Origin of the sequence: Rhodanobacter sp. B05, assembly GCF_002001085.1 — a bacterium.
Classification (GTDB): domain Bacteria; phylum Pseudomonadota; class Gammaproteobacteria; order Xanthomonadales; family Rhodanobacteraceae; genus Rhodanobacter.
On sequence record NZ_MUNU01000014.1, the window covers coordinates 256,386 to 273,152 of the forward strand.

Here is a 16,767-nt window from a genome sequence, read left to right on the forward strand (position 1 = left end):
AGCATGCTATTCACCGAACCTGGATTCATGAGGGAGCGATAGGGAAATCGTGAGAAATCGCGCCAACCTCACGTGATCGCGTGTCGCTGATCGGGGTGATAATGCAGCGATGGGCACCGGCAGACCTACAGGACTTGCGACTGCAGTTGGCGTGTTCTCCTTCGCCGACGTGCAGGTGGATGTCGGTGCGCATCGTTTGACTCGCGCCGGGACAGAAGTTGGTCTCGAGCCCAAGGCTTTCGCGGTGCTGCTCGAATTTCTGGTTCATCCGGACCAGATGCTCAACCGCGACCAGCTGCTCGATGCGGTCTGGGGCCATACCTATGTCACCGAGGCAACGCTCAATCGCCTCATTGTCCAGATACGACGCGCGCTAGACGACGACATCAAGTCGCCACGCTACATCCAGACCGTGCGCGGCCTGGGTTACCGCTTCATCGCGCCACTGACCAGCACGTCGGGCGCAGCACCACCCGTGTTGAGTTTTGCTCCGCCCGCGCACGCTCGTTTGCCTGAGCGTACCGGCACGCTGATCGGGCGTGAGCGAGTGATCGTCGAGCTCAGGGGGTTGCTCGGCAGTGTGCGGCTGGTGACGGTCACCGGACCCGGCGGCATCGGCAAGACGCAAGCCGCGCTGGAAACGGCGCGTGTGTGCGCGCAGGCATTTCCGGATGGGGTCTGGTTGTTCGACTACACCCTGCACACAGGTGGCGAAAGGCTGGCACGCACACTGGCCGATGCTTTCGGCATCCGTGAAGCGCCTGACGAGGACAATCTCCTCGAAAGACTGGCCGAGGTACTGCGGACGCGCCGTGTTCTGCTGCTGCTCGACAACTGTGAGCGGGTGGCCGAACCGCTCAGTCACCTCGTCGCGCCTTTGCTATCCCTGTGCGCTGAGCTGCGCGTGCTGGTAACCAGTCAGCAGTGTTTGCATTGCACCGGTGAAACAATTTATTCGCTGCCTCCTTTGGAAGCGCCCGCATCGGGAGCCTGGGCCACCGCCGAAAAAGTCGCGCGTCTGGCCATGGTGCCTGCCGTGCAACTGTTGCTGGAACGGTCGCGTTCGCTGGCTTCAGGACTCACGCTGACGCCGACGAATGCCGGCGCCGTAGCCGAGGTGTGCCGCCGCCTGGATGGTTTGCCGCTCGCGCTGGAACTGGCCGCGGCGCGCCTGCGCCTGTTGAGTCCCGAGCAATTGCTGCTGCGCATGCAAGATCGTTTCCGGTGGCTGGCGGATGCGCCAACCGGACGAACGGCCCACCACCAAACACTGGGTGCACTGATCGAGTGGAGTTTCGCGCTGTTGTCAGAGCGGGAGCAGGCGTTGCTGTACGCCCTGGGCGTGTTCGCTGGCGGATGGACGCTGGATGGTGCCATGGCCATCGGTGCAGCTTTCGAACTCGACGGTGAACAGACGCTGGACCTGCTGGGCGGACTCGTCGACAAATCGCTGGTTGTGGTCGATGCCGGCATCAATCCACCGCGTTACAACCTGCTCGACAGCGTGCGCCTGTTTGCACTGGCGCACCTCGGCAAAAGCGACGACGAGGCGCGCGTCAGGCGGGCGCACGTGGCGCATTGCATCGATTTCACGACACGCGTGGATGCAGAAATACGTGGTGAACGCCAGCAACTCTGGAACGAGCGGGTGCTGCGGGAGCAGGCGAACCTGCAGGCGGCATTCGACTACGCACTGGCGCAGGCGGATCTCGCCGAGGGCGCGCTCATGCTCTGCGCCAATCTGTGCTGGTACTTCAGGGTACAAGGCGAGTACTACCAGGCAAGCCATTGGCTGGACTCGGCGCTTGAGGCATCGCACGCACCAACCTTGCATCGTGCGCGTGCGCTCATCGCCAATGGCATCGCCTATCACCATCGCTCGATGCACCAACGCGCCATCGTGTTACTGCAGGAGGGCATCAGCCTCGCCGTGCAGCTCGGCGACGATGTGCTCGCCGCGTCAGGCCAAGGCATGCTTGCGTTCGTGCTTGCGGGCTGCGGTGACTTCGACGGCTCGGAACAGTGTGTGGAATCGGCCCTGTCCGTGGCCAGGGAGCGTGCTTCAGGCTGGCTGCGGTCGGTGGCGCTGCTGAGCCGGGGCATTGGGTGCGCGATGCGTGGTCAGCATCGTGACGCAGAGGCGTGGATGAGCGAAGCCGCCGAACTGACCTCATCGCCTGGTGACGATGTCTTCCAGCACGGTTACGTGTTGATCAATCGTGCCTTGCAGAGGTTCCAGCTCGATGATGTACGCGGTGCAGCGCAGGACTGGCTGCGCAATCTGGACGTGTGCATCGGGTTGCAGAGCCGGCGCGGCATCGCTGGTTGTGTCGAAGGCGCAGCTTATCTTGCGCTCAGGCAAGGCGATGCCGACTGCGCAGCGCGGCTGCTCGCCGCTGCCGCGCGCGGGCGCGAGCTGACCGCTGCGCCGCTGTTCCCGCAATGGATCTCTGCTCACGCCGAAGCCGAAGCCAGTGCGCGTGAAATGCTCGGCATGGCGTTCGAGGCCGCCCGGCAACAGGGTGCCACTACGCGGCTCGAGGATGTAGTCGAGCAGGCGCGCCTGTTATTGACCGAACTCGCCGCCTGACAGGCTGCTAGGCGTGCCTGATTCGTGGCGAGCCATCCGTGGCCCGCATCAGCAGGGTGTCTACAACACTCTGCTAATCGTTGCGTACGGGCAGAAATAATCCGGCCGGATCGTACTTCCGGCGCAGGCTCTCCAAGCGCTTGCTCGTGAGCGCATCATGCGCTTTGGCATGCCAATCGCTGACTTCACCGGCGAAATTCGGCTGCATTCCCTCACGCGCCCAAGGCGCCAGCGAAGACCGCAGTCCCCGCGCCCACGCGCGTACCTCGGTGAATTTGCCCGCTGCCTGCGTACGGCCGATCGCGTTGATGAAAAAGGGCGCATCACGATGCACGAACGCGCTGGCATCGGCCGGCATCGCAGCGACCGCACCGCCCAGATGGTGCACATGCACTTCGCACATGGGATCGGGTGGCGCGGCGGCATCCGGGACGAGCGCATCGATCAGGGCGTCATCGAGCGCGTCGAAGATCGAGGTCGTCCAGTAGTAGTGATCGCCGGCAGGGGCATGCGCGTCGAAGGACTGCTGCCAGGCGGCGTACGGCATGACGCCGCCGACCCGGCCCAGCGGCTCGCCGAAACCGGTGAGCGGCGCGAGTGCCTGCTCGCCATGCGCGGGGTCGCCACTCCAGCAGTAGGCCAACGCCACGACACGTTGACCATGCACCTGTGCCGGCAGGAACGGCGCGGGCGGCGCCGTCGTGAACACCAGCATGAGCGTGCCCTGCTCCGGTGCCAACGGGGTGAATGCACGAAAGGCGCGCAGCAGCGCGGGCGCCGCCTCGACCGGATGGAATACGGCTCCGGCCAGCACCTCGCCGATCGCATGCAGGCGAAAGGCAAACCTCGTCACCACGCCGAAACCGCCGGCGCCGCCACGCAATGCCCAGAACAAGTCGGCATGCTGGTCGGCGCTGGCAACGACACAACGGCCATCCGCCAGGACGACGTCGGCGGCGATCAAATTGTCGATCGCCAGACCGCAACGCCGCATCAGCCAGCCGACACCGCCACCCAGGGTCAAACCTCCGACGCCGGTGCTCGAAACGAAACCGCCGGTGGTGGCAAGACCGTGCGGCTGTGTCGCGGCATCCACCTCGCGCCACAAGGCGCCGCCTTCGACCCGCACGATGCGCGCCTGCGCATCCACCTCGACGCGATTCAGCGCGCCAAGATCCAGCATCAGGCTGTCGTCGCGCACCGCCAGCCCCGCCACATTGTGGCCACCGCCGCGCACGGTGAGCGGATGGTGTTCGCTGGCCGCGAACTTGACCGCAATGCTGACGTCTTCGGCGTCGGCGCAACGCGCAATGCCGGACGGCCGGCGGTCAATGGCGCCGTTCCAGACATGCCGACGTTCCTCATAGTCCGGATGGCCGGGAAGCAACAGGGCACCGCGCATGGCCGCAGCCAGTCGCTGCCACGCGTGCGATGTGGCTTGACTCGATTCGATGCCCATCAGCGCCCTCCACTTGACGTCGCAAACCGCATTCCTGCAACGAGGTCCATGCTGGAAACAGGACTCGACAGAGGTCGCCCGCCGCATTCACCTGCACACACCTGGTGCGGTCCTGTGCTCACTATGACCTCACCACCGACTTCGTTTCATGAGCGTATGGTGAGGATTCGATAATGGGCTGGTTCCGACGCAAGCATGCGCTTTCGCCTGATCGCCGAGCCAGTGCCGCCGGATGGTGGCTGTCCGCGCGTTTTCGCCACCGGCAGCGCTTGGCTTGCAGGCGGTTTCAAGCTGCCCACGTCTGCCGCTTGGGCACATTGAGCATGTCCCCGACATCGCCTCCGATCCCGACTGACAGGACACCCCGGCTCAGGGCTCTCCCGGCATCCCCATCCAGTCAGCCTCGCTGCCGATGGGAGCGCCCGGCGGCACCACGACGCTTCGCGCATGCGTGGCCAGCAGTTTGTCGAGCTGCCGGGGGTCGAGCAGCTGGCGCGACAGGCTGCTGGCCCAGGTGCGGTCTGCGGCGCTGCCATGGCGCCGGGCCAGCGCAAGCGCGGTCTCATGCACACGTTCATCCAGCAATGCGGCCACGCCTGGCGTGGTGGCGGGGTTGTGCGCCACTTGGGCGAGGGTGATCAGGGTTCGATAACCGATACGCCGGGTCAGTGCATCGGTGTCGTCGGGCAGCGTGGCCGCGATCAGGCGGTCGAGCACTTCATCAACGCCGAGCGCCTTGGGATCAACCGCGTGCTGGGCGTCCAGCCGGGCCAGCCGTGCGGGCGCCAGCACGGTATCCAGGGTCAGCGTCGCGGCGCCGTCGGCGGCCACCAGCGGATCGAACACGGTGCCGCCGGCACCGGCGAACAGTTCGATGCTGTATTGCCGGTTCGCGCTGCCGTTGCGCGCCGCCGACAGCAGCGGCAACAGCTTTGGTGGCACACGCAATTGGTCGGGCGACAAGGTACCCAGTACGGCGTCGAGTGCAGCACGCTGAACCGCTGGCGACACCGGCGCCGACACTTCGCGGCCACCGCCGTTGACGGCATAGCGAGAATCGACGCCGCCGATCGCCTTCGCCGCAGCGACCATCTGGTAGCGATGCAGCAGCCAGATCGGCACGAAACGTCGGCGCAGGTCGGCCATCGGCTCGCCGGGAGCCAGCGCGTCGAGGCCGAAGCGGTCGATCGCGACCCGACGCACACCCATCAGGCGCACCAGTTCGGCGGTCGGGTCGGCGCCGTCGTCCCACAGCGATGCCCAAGGCTGCGCCGTATCGTCGGCGCGGGCGTCGTGGTCGGCGACGTAGCGCAGGCCCGACGCCACGATCTCGTCGGCCTTGGCGCGTGCCGCCTGCCCGGCATCGTGCTCGGGCGCCGGTTCGCCGTACAGCCAATCCACCGTGGCCATGTCCCAGCGACCGATGCCGCTCGCGTAGGCACCGGTGAGATCCGGGCGACCATCGACCAGGCCGATGCGCGGCGGCGGGTAATCCATCACGGAGGCGCGCTGCTGGGTGCTGGCGGCGAAGTTGTGCGCAAAGCCCAGCGTGTGTCCCACCTCGTGTGCACCGAGCTGCCGAATGCGTTCCAGCGCGACCTGTGCAGGATCGTTCGGGCCGCCCTTGCCGACCCTGTCGGCACCGACCAGCCCTTCGAAGATCTGGATGTCCTGGCGCACCCGCAGCGAGCCGATCACCACCATGCCCTTGACGATCTCACCGGTGCGTGGATCGACGATCTCCTGCCCGTAGGACCAGCCACGCGTCGCGCGATCGACCCAGTTCACCACGTTGTAGCGCACGTCCATCGGGTCGACGTCCGTCGGCAGCAGCTTCACCTGGAACGCGTCGATATAGCCGGCGGCATCGAACGCCCTGCTCCACCAGCCGATGCCCTCGATCAGTGCCGAACGGATCGGTTCGGGCGCGTTGCGATCGACGTAGAACACGATCGGCTTGCGCACCTTCGAGCGCGTCGCGGCGGGGTCGATCTTGTCCAGCCGGAACCGATTGGCATAGTCGCGCACCACGTCGCCACCGAGCGGCGTGCCGAATTCCACCACCTGGGTGGAGAAGCCGCCGACGCGCGGATCGAAGCGGCGTGGGTGAAAACCCGGCGCCGGCAAACGCACGAAACTGTGATGCACGGTGAAGCTGACCTGCTCCGCATCCGGCGCGATGTTGGAGACCTCGGCACCCGGCGACTTCGAGCGGTAGGTCTGCACCGCGTCGACTTCCAGGTTGTCCGGAAACAGCTTCACCGATGCGGGGTCGGCAGCACTCAGCTTGGGATCGAGCGCAAAGCCCTTGCCAGCCCCCTGCGCACCACCCACGCCGAAGGTATCGCCACTCTGGTCGAGCGAATTGGCGATGCCGAGGGTGTCGGTGGCGAGAAAGCCGGACAGGTCCACCACCATCTCACCGTCAGGCAGGGTGGCCGCGATATCGCCCATCCACACGATCGAGGTCACGAAATCCGGACTCGTCGACGCGGTGCTGCCGGCGCCCCGGAAGCGGGGGTTCTCGAACACGGCGGCGACCTTGTTGCCGTAGCGCCGAAACGCGATCAGCTGCGTCGTGCCGATCCGGCCACGGTCGAGAAATGTCGGCGCGGCGCCGAGGCCCGTACGCAAGGCCGTGGCATAGAGGAATCGCGCCGAAACACCATCGGCCTGCGCCGCCGGCAAGGTGACGAGAATGCGCCCGTCGTGCCGGTCCACATGCACCGACAGCAGTCCGTTCATTGCCGTTGTGTGCTGGAAGACCTTGGCCCCGGCAACCTCGCTCTTCTGCGCCGTGGCGGCGGTGGCGTCCAGCCCGGGCGAACCGGCGAACAGCGCGGTGGCCAGCAATGACACGGCGATGAACCTGGCGGCAGATCGACACATGGATGATGTCCCCGGACTGTTGATGCACGACTGGAAATTCGCCGAAGGCGGTGTCGTCACCGAACGCCTTCGCCCCTGCTCCCCTATCGGACAAATACTAGGGGATTTCCACGCCGGCAGGCGATGGCGACCCTCAAGAGACTGGCGTGCCAACCCCGGACGGAGCGCCCAAAACTTCCCGACCTCGTCAGGCGCATGGCACGCCGACACTTCTCCAGTGCCACTTGAGGGGGACAGCACCGCAAATCCGGCGGCTTGCGTCGCGGGGGCCCGAACCAGGGCCGAGTCGACACATTGTCGACATTGCTGAACCGCACTCCACTCGAACCGGCGAGTGACAGGTGATTTCACGCGCTCGTCCGCAGCGCCGTGCTCCCATCGGAACAGCCTGAGTGGAGACCCGCAGCCCTTGCCGGTTCACATCACCGGCTCACATCCGTTCGTATCCGCACTGTGAGGAGTTCACGATGATCAAGCGCATGCTTCCCCTGTTGATCGGTCTGTCGGTGTGCGCTGCCGTCGCGGCGCAGGTGGTTCCAACCACCAGCACGTCCACTGCTCGTGCCGTCCAAACCACGACCACCTCGACCACCCAGGCACCCGCCGGTGCGCTGAGCGAAGATGCCATCAAGACCGCGATTGCCAACGCCGGCTACAAGGAAGTGAAGGGCCTGAAATTCAAGAACGGTGTGTGGCGCAGCAAGGCACGCGGCGGCAACCACAAGTGGGTCAAGCTCGCAGTCGGGCCGGTCAACGGCGTGGTGTATCCGGCCGATGCACCGTCCAGGCTCAACAAGAATGAAGTCAATGCCAAGCTGGCGGCCGCCGGCTACCAGAACATCAAGGGCGTGGAATTCGACCGTGGCTTGTGGAGCGCCGAAGCCAAGACGCCGTACGGCACCGATGTCGACCTGCTGGTCGATCCGAACAATGGCGCCGTGGTGGCGAAATCGCACGACTGACCGTTCCAGATCGATCCTGATCGGCAGGGGCCCGCGCAAAAATGCACCGGGTCCCTGGTTTGGTTCATTCCACGCCCGCTCTCTTTGAGGTTACGGAACGAAAGGCGCAAAAAGCGACACTTTCGTGCAATAGCCCGCCACATCGTCGTGCTGCAATCTTGTTCGCCGCCGCCGAGGCTCGCACGCCGTGCCAGGCATCCGGGCAACCGGACCATGCGCACCGAATACCTGCAACCAACACGCCCGAGGCACCGCCTATCGCGGCGATTGGAAAAACCGAATGGCTTGTGCGTCGCCTTGCGGGCAGACTCGATCAATCCAGGCGACCTCCCCCGCCAGCCACCCCACGAGGAAACCAGCCATGTCAGATTCCACGAACAAGCCAAGCGGCGGCTCGACCACCGGCTCCGGCGCACCCGCCATCAGCGATCGCAACTCGCTGACCATCGGTGCCGACGGCCCGATTCTTCTGCACGACGTGCACTTCCTGGAACAGATGGCGCACTTCAACCGCGAGAAGGTGCCGGAGCGCCAGCCGCATGCCAAGGGCGCCGGCGCGTTCGGCGTGCTGCAGGTTACCGAAGATGTCTCCCGCTATACCAAAGCCGCCCTGTTCCGCAAAGGCGCGAGCACCGACATGCTGGCGCGCTTCTCCACCGTGGCCGGCGAATCCGGCAGTCCGGATACCTGGCGCGACGTGCGCGGCTTCTCGCTGAAGTTCTATACCGACGAAGGCAACTACGACCTGGTCGGCAACAACACGCCGGTGTTTTTCCTGCGTGACCCGATGAAGTTTCCGCACTTCATCCGCAGCCAGAAGCGCCTGCCAGACTCCGGCCTGCGCGACAACCATATGCAGTGGGACTTCTGGACCAGCAACCCGGAAACCGCGCACCAGGTCACCTATGTCATGGGCGAGCGCGGCCTGCCGCGCACTTGGCGCCACATGAACGGCTACGGCTCGCACACCTACATGTGGATCAATGCCGCCGGCGAGAAGTTCTGGGTGAAGTACCACTTCCATACCCGCCAGGGCATGGCCTTCTTCAACAACGCCGAGGCGGCGGCGATGGCCGGCGAGAACGCCGACTTCCATCGCGCCGACCTGTTCGACGCGATCAGGCGCGGTGACTACCCCGTGTGGGATCTGTCGGTGCAGCTGATGCCGTATGCAGAGGCGAAGGATTACCGCTTCAACCCGTTCGACCTCACCAAGACCTGGTCGCACAAGGACTACCCGCTGATCAAGGTCGGCACGATGACGCTGAACCGCAATCCCGAGAACTTCTTCGCGCAGATCGAGCAGGCCGCGTTCTCGCCCGGCAACACCGTGCCGGGCATCGGCCTGTCGCCGGACAAGATGCTGCTGGGTCGCGCGTTCGCCTATGCCGACGCGCAGCGCAATCGCATCGGCACCAACTTCCACCAGCTGCCGGTGAACCAACCCAAGGTACCGGTGAACACGTACATGTTCGATGGTCAGATGGCCTACCACCACAGCGGCAACGCGCCGGTGCACGCGCCCAACAGCGGCGGCCGCCCCTGGTCCGACCAGACCGGCGCGGTCGCCGATGGCTGGGAAACCGATGGCGCGATGGTGCGCAGCGCCTACACCCTGCACGCGGAAGACGATGACTTCGGCCAGGCCGGCACCCTGGTGCGCAAGGTGTGGAACGACGCCCAGCGCGCGCAGTTCGTCGACCAGGTCGCCGGCAGCCTGCTCGGCGGCGTGCGCAGCCCGGTGCTGGAACGCGCCTTTGCGTACTGGAAAAGCGTGGATGCCACGGTCGGCCAGCAGATCGAGGACAGGGTGCGCGCCGGCAAAGCAGCGGAGCCGGCAGAGGGCATGGGCGAAGGTTGACGCGAATGCAGATTGGCCGCGGCGGAGAAACCGCGGTCAACCCCACCGCATCGAACAAACCTCGCGTAGGAGCCCGCTCGCGGGCGATGCTTTTTCACGGAGTTCGGAATTCGGAAGAGCATCGCCCGCGAGCGGGCTCCTACACGAGTGATCAGCTGGCTAGCGTCGCGTTGTCGATGACGAAGCGATACTTCACGTCACCCTTCACCATGCGGTCGTAGGCCTCGTCGATCTTCTGCGCCGGGATCATCTCGATGTCGGAGACGATGCCCTTGTCGGCGCAGAAATCCAGCATCTCCTGGGTCTCGGCGATGCCGCCGATCAGCGAGCCGGCGATCGCGCGGCGCTTGAAGATCAGGTTGGCGATGTTCGGCGACGGATGCGGATGCTCCGGCACACCGACCAGCACCATGGTGCCGTCGCGCTTGAGCAGGCTGGTGAAGGCATCCAGCGAGTGGCTGGCGGCCACGGTGTTGAGGATGAAATCGAAGCTGTTGGCATGCGCCTTCATCTCGTCGGCGTTGCGCGACACCACTACCTCGTTCGCGCCGAGGTCCAGCGCCGCCTGGCGCTTGCTGTCCGAGGTGGTGAACGCCACCACGTGCGCGCCCATCGCATGGGCGAGCTTCACGCCCATGTGGCCCAGGCCGCCGATGCCGACCACGCCGACCTTGCTGCCGGGGCCGACCTTCCAGTGTCGCAACGGTGAGTAGGTGGTAATGCCCGCGCACAGCAACGGCGCGACCGCGGCGAGTTGTGATTCGGGGTGGCGAATCTTCAGCACGAACTTCCTGTCGACCACGATGCGCTGCGAATAGCCGCCCAGCGTGTGCCCGGGCGCGTCCTTGGTCGGGCCGTTGTAGGTGCCGACGAAGCCGTTCTCGCAGTACTGCTCCAGCCCCTCGTCGCAGGCCGCGCAATGCTGGCAGCTGCCGACCAGACAGCCCACGCCCACGGTGTCGCCGACCTTGAAGCCGGTCACGCCGCTGCCAATGGCACTGATGTGGCCGACGATCTCGTGGCCCGGGACGCAGGGGAATAACGTGCCGCCCCATTCCGAACGCACGGTATGCAGGTCGGAATGGCAGACGCCGCAATAGGCGATCTCGATCTGCACATCCTGCGGGCCGGGTGCGCGGCGCTCGATGTCGATGGATTGCAGCGGCTTGTCGGCGGCATGTGCGCCGTAGGCTTTGGTGGTCATGGGGTTTTCCTTGCTGGGGATTGAAGGGATGGGGTCAGTGTGCCGGTCCTACAAGATATTCCTCATCGGTCACCTTCTCCATCCACTCGACAACCTTGCCGTCCTTCGCCTCCTGCACGGCGATGTGGGTCATCGCGGTGGTCGGCGTGGCGCCGTGCCAGTGCCGGTGGTTGGACGGGCAGCAGAGGATGTCGCCGGCGTTGATCTCCACGACCGGGCCACCTTCGCACTGGGTCCAGCCCTTGCCGGCGGTGACGATCAGCACCTGCCCCAGCGGATGGGTATGCCAGGCACTGCGCGCGCCCGGCTCGAAGGTCACGATGGCGCCGGACACATTCGCGCCACCGATGCCCTTGAACGGCGCATCGATGCGCACCTTGCCGGTGAAGTATTCGGCCGGACCGGTGACGGAGGGTTGCGAGCCGTTGCGTATGATTTCCATGGTCAACGTTCCTGTTATTGATCGAAAGGCCGATCGATGCCTATCACTTGCCCGCCTGCGCTGCCAAGTGCGCCGGGTAGCGGTCACCCTGCACCCGGATCTGTGCCAATGATTCGGCGATCTGCCGAAGATCATCCGCACTCAGCGCGATATCCGCGGCGCCGATGTTCTCCTTCAGCCGATGCAGGTTCGTGGTGCCAGGAATCGGCACGATCCACGGCTGCTGCGCCAGCAGCCACGCCAGCGCGATCTGCGCCGGTGTGGCCTGCTTGCCGGCCGCGATGCGCCCCAGCAGGTCGACCAGCGTCTGATTGGCCTGGCGCGCCTCGGGTGAGAAGCGTGGCACGTTGTTGCGGAAATCGTCCTTGGCGAACGAGGTGCTTGCGTCGATCTTTCCCGCGAGGAAACCCCTGCCCAGCGGACTGAATGGCACGAAGCCGATACCCAGTTCCGCGCAGGTCGGCAGCACTACCTGCTCCGGTTCGCGCCACCACAGCGAATACTCGCTTTGCAGCACGGCGACCGGCTGCACCGCATGCGCGCGACGGATCGACTGCACGCCGGCTTCCGACAGGCCGAAGTGTTTCACCTTGCCTTCCGCGATCAGCTCCCTGACCGTGCCAGCGACGTCTTCCATCGGTACGTTCGGATCGACGCGATGCTGGTAGAACAGGTCGATGTGGTCGGTCTTCAGTCGCTTGAGCGAAGCTTCAGCCACCGCGCGAATCCGCTCTGGTCGGCTGTCCACGCCGGTCTTCGAATCGCCATTCTTGAAACCGAACTTGGTCGCGATGACCACCTTGTCGCGGAACGGCGCCAACGCCTCGCCAACCAGTTCCTCGTTGGTGAACGGGCCATAGGCCTCGGCGGTATCGAAGAAAGTCACGCCGACTTCGACCGCCTGCCGCAGCAGGGCGATCGCGTCCTGTTTCTCCATCGCAACGCCATAGGCGTGGTTCAGTCCCATGCAGCCAAAGCCGAGCGCGGAGACTTCGAGCTGGCTGTTTCCCAATGTGCGTTTTTGCATTTCATTGACTCCGATGGTCCAGGATTACAGTCCGGTCATTTTCAATACGCTCTCGGGCAGGCGGGCTCCCTGCAGCGTGATTTTCGAAGCGGCTTCGTCGATCTCGCGAAGATCGCCGGCAGTGAGCTCGACGGCCAGCGCGCCAAGGTTTTCGTCGAGCCGATGCCGTTTCGTGGTGCCGGGAATCGGTACGATCCATGGCTTCTGCGCCAGCAGCCAGGCGATGGCGACCTGGGCAGGCGTGGCGCCCTTGCGCGTGGCCACGCCGCGCACGAGATCGACCAGCGCCATGTTCGCCTTCAGTGCTTCCGACGAGAACCGGGGAACCGCGTTGCGGAAGTCGGTGCTCTCGAACCGGGTACTCTCATCGATCTTGCCGGTGAGGAAGCCGGCACCCAGCGGGCTGAACGGCACAAAGCCGATGCCCAGTTCTTCCAAGGTCGGCAGGATCTCGTCCTCCACCCCACGCCACCACAACGAATACTCACTCTGGACAGCAGCCACCGGCTGTACCGCGTGGGCGCGGCGAATGCTGCCGGCACTCGCTTCGGACAGACCGAAGTGCCTGACCTTGCCTTCCGCGATCAGATCCCTGACCACCCCGGCCACCTCTTCCATCGGCACACTGGGGTCGACGCGGTGCTGATAGAACAGGTCGATGCGGTCGGTCCTGAGCCGCTTCAGCGACGCCTCGGCGACTGCCTTGATGTGCTCCGGGCGGCTGTTGACGCCGCCGCGCCGTTCACCGGTTTGCAGGTCGATGTCGAAGCCGAACTTGGTCGCGATCACGACCCGGTCGCGCATCGGCGCAAGCGCCTCGCCCACCAGCTCCTCGTTGGCAAACGGGCCATACACTTCGGCCGTGTCGAAGAAGGTGACGCCGCGTTCCACGGCGGCTCGCGTGAGCGCGATCATGTCCTGCCGGTCGCCCGGCTGCCCATACGCGGAGGTCATGCCCATGCAGCCGAAGCCGATGGCGGAGACTTCGAGACCGCTGTTTCCAAGTATCCGGGTTTGCATCGTGTTGCTCTGATGGGGAGTGGGAATGCGCCTAGTCTGAGCGTCGCGGTTTGATTTGATTAGGCCCCGCAATCCGAATGCACTTATGATCCATGCTCATCAATGAGTTCATGGCCATGGCACGCGAGAACTACAACGATCTGCTCGCTTTCCTCGCGGTGACGCGCGAGCGCAGCTTCACGCGCGCTGCCGCGCAACTCGGCGTGTCGCAATCCGCACTCAGCCACACCATCCGCGGGCTGGAAGCACGACTCGGCCTGCGCCTGCTCACCCGCACCACGCGCAACGTGGCGCCCACCGAAGCGGGCGAGCGGCTGGCCAACGAGCTGGCGCCGAACTTCGAGGACATCGACACGGCCCTGGCCAACCTCAGCGAACTGCGCGACAAGCCCAGCGGCAACCTGCGCATCACCACCGGCGAACACGCCGCCAGCACGATCCTGTGGCCAGTGCTGCGCAAGCTGCTGCCGCAGTACCCGGACATCCGCGTCGAGGTGATCAGCGACTCCAGCCTCACCGACATCGTGGCCGAGCGCTTCGACGCCGGCATCCGCCTCGGCGAACAGGTGGCCAACGACATGATCGCCCTGCCGATCGGGCCGCCGATGCGCATGGCCGTGGTCGGCTCGCCGGACTATCTGGCGTCGCACCCCAGACTGAAAACACCGCGCGACCTCACCGGCCACGACTGCATCAACCTGCGCTTCCTCACCCGCGGCGGCCTGTACGCGTGGGAATTCGAGAAGAAGGGCCGCGCGCTGAACGTGCGCGTGGAGGGCAGGCTGACCTTCAACAACACCCGCCACATCATTGCCGCGGCGCGCGACGGCTTCGGCCTGGCCTGCGTGCCTGAGGACATCGTCAAGGCCGACATCGCCAGCGGCAAGCTGCAGCGCCTGCTCGCCGACTGGTGCCCGCCCTTCCCCGGCTACCACCTCTACTACCCGAGCCGGCGGCAACCTTCGCCGGCGTTTTCGCTGCTGCTCGAAGCCTTGCGCTATCGGGGCGGCTGATCCTCGCTCGCCAGCTGTTCGAACTCCCCAGCCAGGTAATCGATCAACTGACGCACCGCCGGCAGCAGCCCGCGGCGCGACGGGAAGATGGCATGGACGATGCCGCTCTGCGGCGCCCAGTCCGGCAGCACGCGCTGCAGGGTTCCGGCGCGGAATTCGTCGCGGATCGTCATGGTGGGCAGTTGCACGATGCCCACGCCGGCGAGTGCCGCCAGCCGCAGCGCCATCATGTCGTCGGTGACCAGGCGCGGCGTGTGCGTCGCCACGACGCTGCGGCCGTCCGGGCCGTTGAGCTGCCACACATGTTCGCTACGTGTGCGCGCCAGATCGAGGCCGAGACTGATGCTGGGTACGCCATGCAGATCGGCAGGAACGCGCAGTGGCGGGTATTGCTCCAGCAGCGCAGGACTGGCGACCAGACATTGCGGGCTTTCGCCCAGCACCTTCATCACCAGATCGCTGTCCTCCAGCGGCGGAAAGCGCACGCGCAGGGCGATGTCGAATCCCTCCTGGATCACGTCCACGCGGCGATTGATGGCTTCCAGCCGTAACTGCACGCGTGGATGACGGGCCATGAACCGGGCCAGCATGGCGCCGATCTGAAAATGTAGCAGTGCTACCGGACAGGCCACGCGCACGATGCCTTGCGGCTCGGCGCGCGTGAGGTCGATCAGCTCCTGCGCCGCCTCGGCCTCGACCAGCATCGCCTTGCAGTGGCGGTAATAGTTCTGGCCCAGCTCGGTGACCGAAAAGCGCCGGGTGGAACGCTGCACCAGGCGCACGCCAAGACGCTCCTCCAGCATCGCCACGCGCCGACTTAGCTTGGATTTGGGAATGCCCAGCGCGCGCCCGGCCGGGGCGAAGCCTTGATGCTCCACCACCTGAACGAAATAGTACAGGTCGTTGAGATCCTGCATGGCAGTGTTCCGGTGTTCCACGAATAGGACACTGAGGATAAGCCACGCCGGCTACCGACGGCAGTGACCCGGGTTCACCATGGCGGCCATGTCTGCAGCCACTCCGGCTCGCAGCGAAGGAGATCCCATGAAAAAGATTCTTGGCGTGTACACCGCCCCGCAACAGCATTGGGTGGGTGACGGTTTTCCGGTGCGTTCGATGTTCTCGTACAACAGCCACGGCCAGCATCTCAGCCCGTTTCTGCTGCTGGACTATGCCGGCCCGATGGCGTTCCAGCCGGCGGCGCGTCCGCGCGGCGTCGGCCAGCATCCGCATCGCGGTTTCGAGACCGTCACCATCGTCTACGAAGGCGAGGTCGAGCATCGCGACTCCACCGGCGCCGGCGGCAAGATCGGCCCCGGCGACGTGCAGTGGATGACGGCGGCGTCCGGCATCCTGCATGAGGAGTTCCATTCGCACGAGTTCACCCGCAACGGCGGCACGCTGGAGATGGTGCAGCTGTGGGTGAACCTGCCGGCCAGCGACAAGATGGCCGCGCCGGGCTACCAGAACCTGCTCGATGCCGACATTCCGGCGGTCGACCTGCCCGACGGCGCCGGCAAGCTGCGCGTGATCGCCGGCGAGTACAACGGCCATCGCGGTCCGGCGCACACGTTCACTCCGATCGACGTGTGGGACGTGCGCCTGAAGCAGGATCACGCGGTGGATTTCGTGGTGCCGGAAGGTCGTACGGTGGCGTTGATCGTGCTGCGCGGCACCGTGCAGGTGAACGGCAGCCAGGTGGCCCGCGACGCGCAGATGGTGACGTTCGATCGCGCCGGCGACGAGATCTCGCTGGAGGCGAACAGCGACGCGACCGTGCTGCTGCTCAGCGGCGAACCGATCGACGAGCCGGTGGTCGGCTATGGCCCGTTCGTGATGAACAGCCAGGAAGAAATCCAGCAGGCGTTCACCGACTTCAACAGCGGCAAGTTCGGTCGGATGGCGCAGTGAATCGGGTGGCTCCCGCCTTCGGGCGGGAGCCGTCAGCTTGGCCATGGAATCGGCGGCACCATGGGCATCCAGCTTTCCTACGATCGAGATTGAGCCGCGCTTTTCTGCACGTGGAACCGAAACCTCCGTTGAATACACTTCTGAAGGAGTATCTACCTGGATCGCAACGTCACACAGATCATTCCTGCGCAAGACCCCATCGACGACGGCGACATGCACCTGTCGCCGTGCGCTGCTCCTGCGGCAGCGCGCGGCGCCGGGACCGTTTGTCTTCATCGACCATTACCGCCACCACAGTCAGCGCGGTATCGGTGACCGGACGCATCCGCACGCCGGTATCGAGGGGCCCCTACAGCTGACCGGCGCGCGCTGCAGGTAGTCAATCGACA

At 65.3% G+C, this 16,767-nt stretch carries 12 protein-coding genes; 5 read left to right on the forward strand and 7 right to left on the reverse strand.

Features of this window, described 5'->3' with window-relative positions:
• The first annotated feature begins 151 nt into the window (after nt 1-151).
• A complete protein-coding gene (locus B0E47_RS08610; protein WP_168171034.1) occupies nt 152-2,590 on the forward strand; it encodes a winged helix-turn-helix domain-containing protein in 2,439 nt (812 codons plus the stop codon).
• A 73-nt stretch (nt 2,591-2,663) separates the two neighbouring features.
• On the opposite strand, the gene B0E47_RS08615 is transcribed toward B0E47_RS08610, so the two are convergent.
• Together B0E47_RS08615 and B0E47_RS08620 are read right to left on the reverse strand one after the other, a co-directional pair.
• The gene (locus tag B0E47_RS08615; RefSeq protein ID WP_168171035.1) at nt 2,664-4,049 is read right to left on the reverse strand and encodes an FAD-binding oxidoreductase; all 1,386 of its coding nucleotides are present in this window, start codon (nt 4,047-4,049) and stop codon (nt 2,664-2,666) included.
• A gap of 369 nt (nt 4,050-4,418) precedes the next feature.
• Nucleotides 4,419-6,938, reverse strand: a complete 2,520-nt coding sequence (locus B0E47_RS08620; protein WP_077513683.1) for a zinc-dependent metalloprotease — start codon at nt 6,936-6,938, stop codon at nt 4,419-4,421.
• Nucleotides 6,939-7,405: 467 nt separating this feature from the next.
• Between B0E47_RS08620 and B0E47_RS08625 the strand changes: the two genes are divergently transcribed.
• Complete coding sequence (locus tag B0E47_RS08625) at nt 7,406-7,900, forward strand: PepSY domain-containing protein (RefSeq protein WP_077513685.1); 495 nt, start codon at nt 7,406-7,408, stop codon at nt 7,898-7,900.
• A 361-nt stretch (nt 7,901-8,261) separates the two neighbouring features.
• A complete protein-coding gene (locus B0E47_RS08630; RefSeq protein ID WP_077513687.1) occupies nt 8,262-9,761 on the forward strand; it encodes a catalase in 1,500 nt (499 codons plus the stop codon).
• Nucleotides 9,762-9,912: 151 nt separating this feature from the next.
• Here the strand turns inward: B0E47_RS08630 and B0E47_RS08635 are convergent, their stop codons facing one another.
• Genes B0E47_RS08635 through B0E47_RS08650 form a run of 4 tightly spaced genes read right to left on the reverse strand, consistent with a single transcriptional unit; the run spans nt 9,913 to nt 13,454 of the window.
• Nucleotides 9,913-10,965, reverse strand: coding sequence for an NAD(P)-dependent alcohol dehydrogenase (locus B0E47_RS08635; RefSeq protein WP_077513688.1), 1,053 nt, complete (start codon nt 10,963-10,965; stop codon nt 9,913-9,915).
• A 34-nt stretch (nt 10,966-10,999) separates the two neighbouring features.
• Nucleotides 11,000-11,407: a cupin domain-containing protein gene (locus tag B0E47_RS08640; protein ID WP_077513690.1), complete on the reverse strand. Its 408-nt coding sequence runs from the start codon at nt 11,405-11,407 to the stop codon at nt 11,000-11,002.
• A gap of 43 nt (nt 11,408-11,450) precedes the next feature.
• Nucleotides 11,451-12,434 carry an aldo/keto reductase gene (locus tag B0E47_RS08645; protein ID WP_077513692.1) on the reverse strand — a complete coding sequence of 328 codons (984 nt, stop codon included), beginning with the start codon at nt 12,432-12,434 and terminating at the stop codon, nt 11,451-11,453.
• A 24-nt stretch (nt 12,435-12,458) separates the two neighbouring features.
• Complete coding sequence (locus tag B0E47_RS08650) at nt 12,459-13,454, reverse strand: aldo/keto reductase (RefSeq protein WP_077513694.1); 996 nt, start codon at nt 13,452-13,454, stop codon at nt 12,459-12,461.
• 116 nt (nt 13,455-13,570) lie between these two features.
• Here B0E47_RS08650 and B0E47_RS08655 point away from each other — a divergent pair, with 116 nt between their 5' ends.
• A complete protein-coding gene (locus tag B0E47_RS08655) occupies nt 13,571-14,467 on the forward strand; it encodes a LysR family transcriptional regulator (RefSeq protein WP_077513785.1) in 897 nt (298 codons plus the stop codon).
• Here B0E47_RS08655 and B0E47_RS08660 read toward each other — a convergent pair.
• Nucleotides 14,452-15,384: a LysR family transcriptional regulator gene (locus B0E47_RS08660; RefSeq protein ID WP_077513696.1), complete on the reverse strand. Its 933-nt coding sequence runs from the start codon at nt 15,382-15,384 to the stop codon at nt 14,452-14,454. The two genes, B0E47_RS08655 and B0E47_RS08660, sit on opposite strands and share 16 nt — an antisense overlap.
• Nucleotides 15,385-15,511: 127 nt before the next feature.
• Here B0E47_RS08660 and B0E47_RS08665 point away from each other — a divergent pair, with 127 nt between their 5' ends.
• Nucleotides 15,512-16,378, forward strand: a complete 867-nt coding sequence (locus B0E47_RS08665; protein ID WP_077513698.1) for a pirin family protein — start codon at nt 15,512-15,514, stop codon at nt 16,376-16,378.
• Nucleotides 16,379-16,767: the final 389 nt, after the last annotated feature.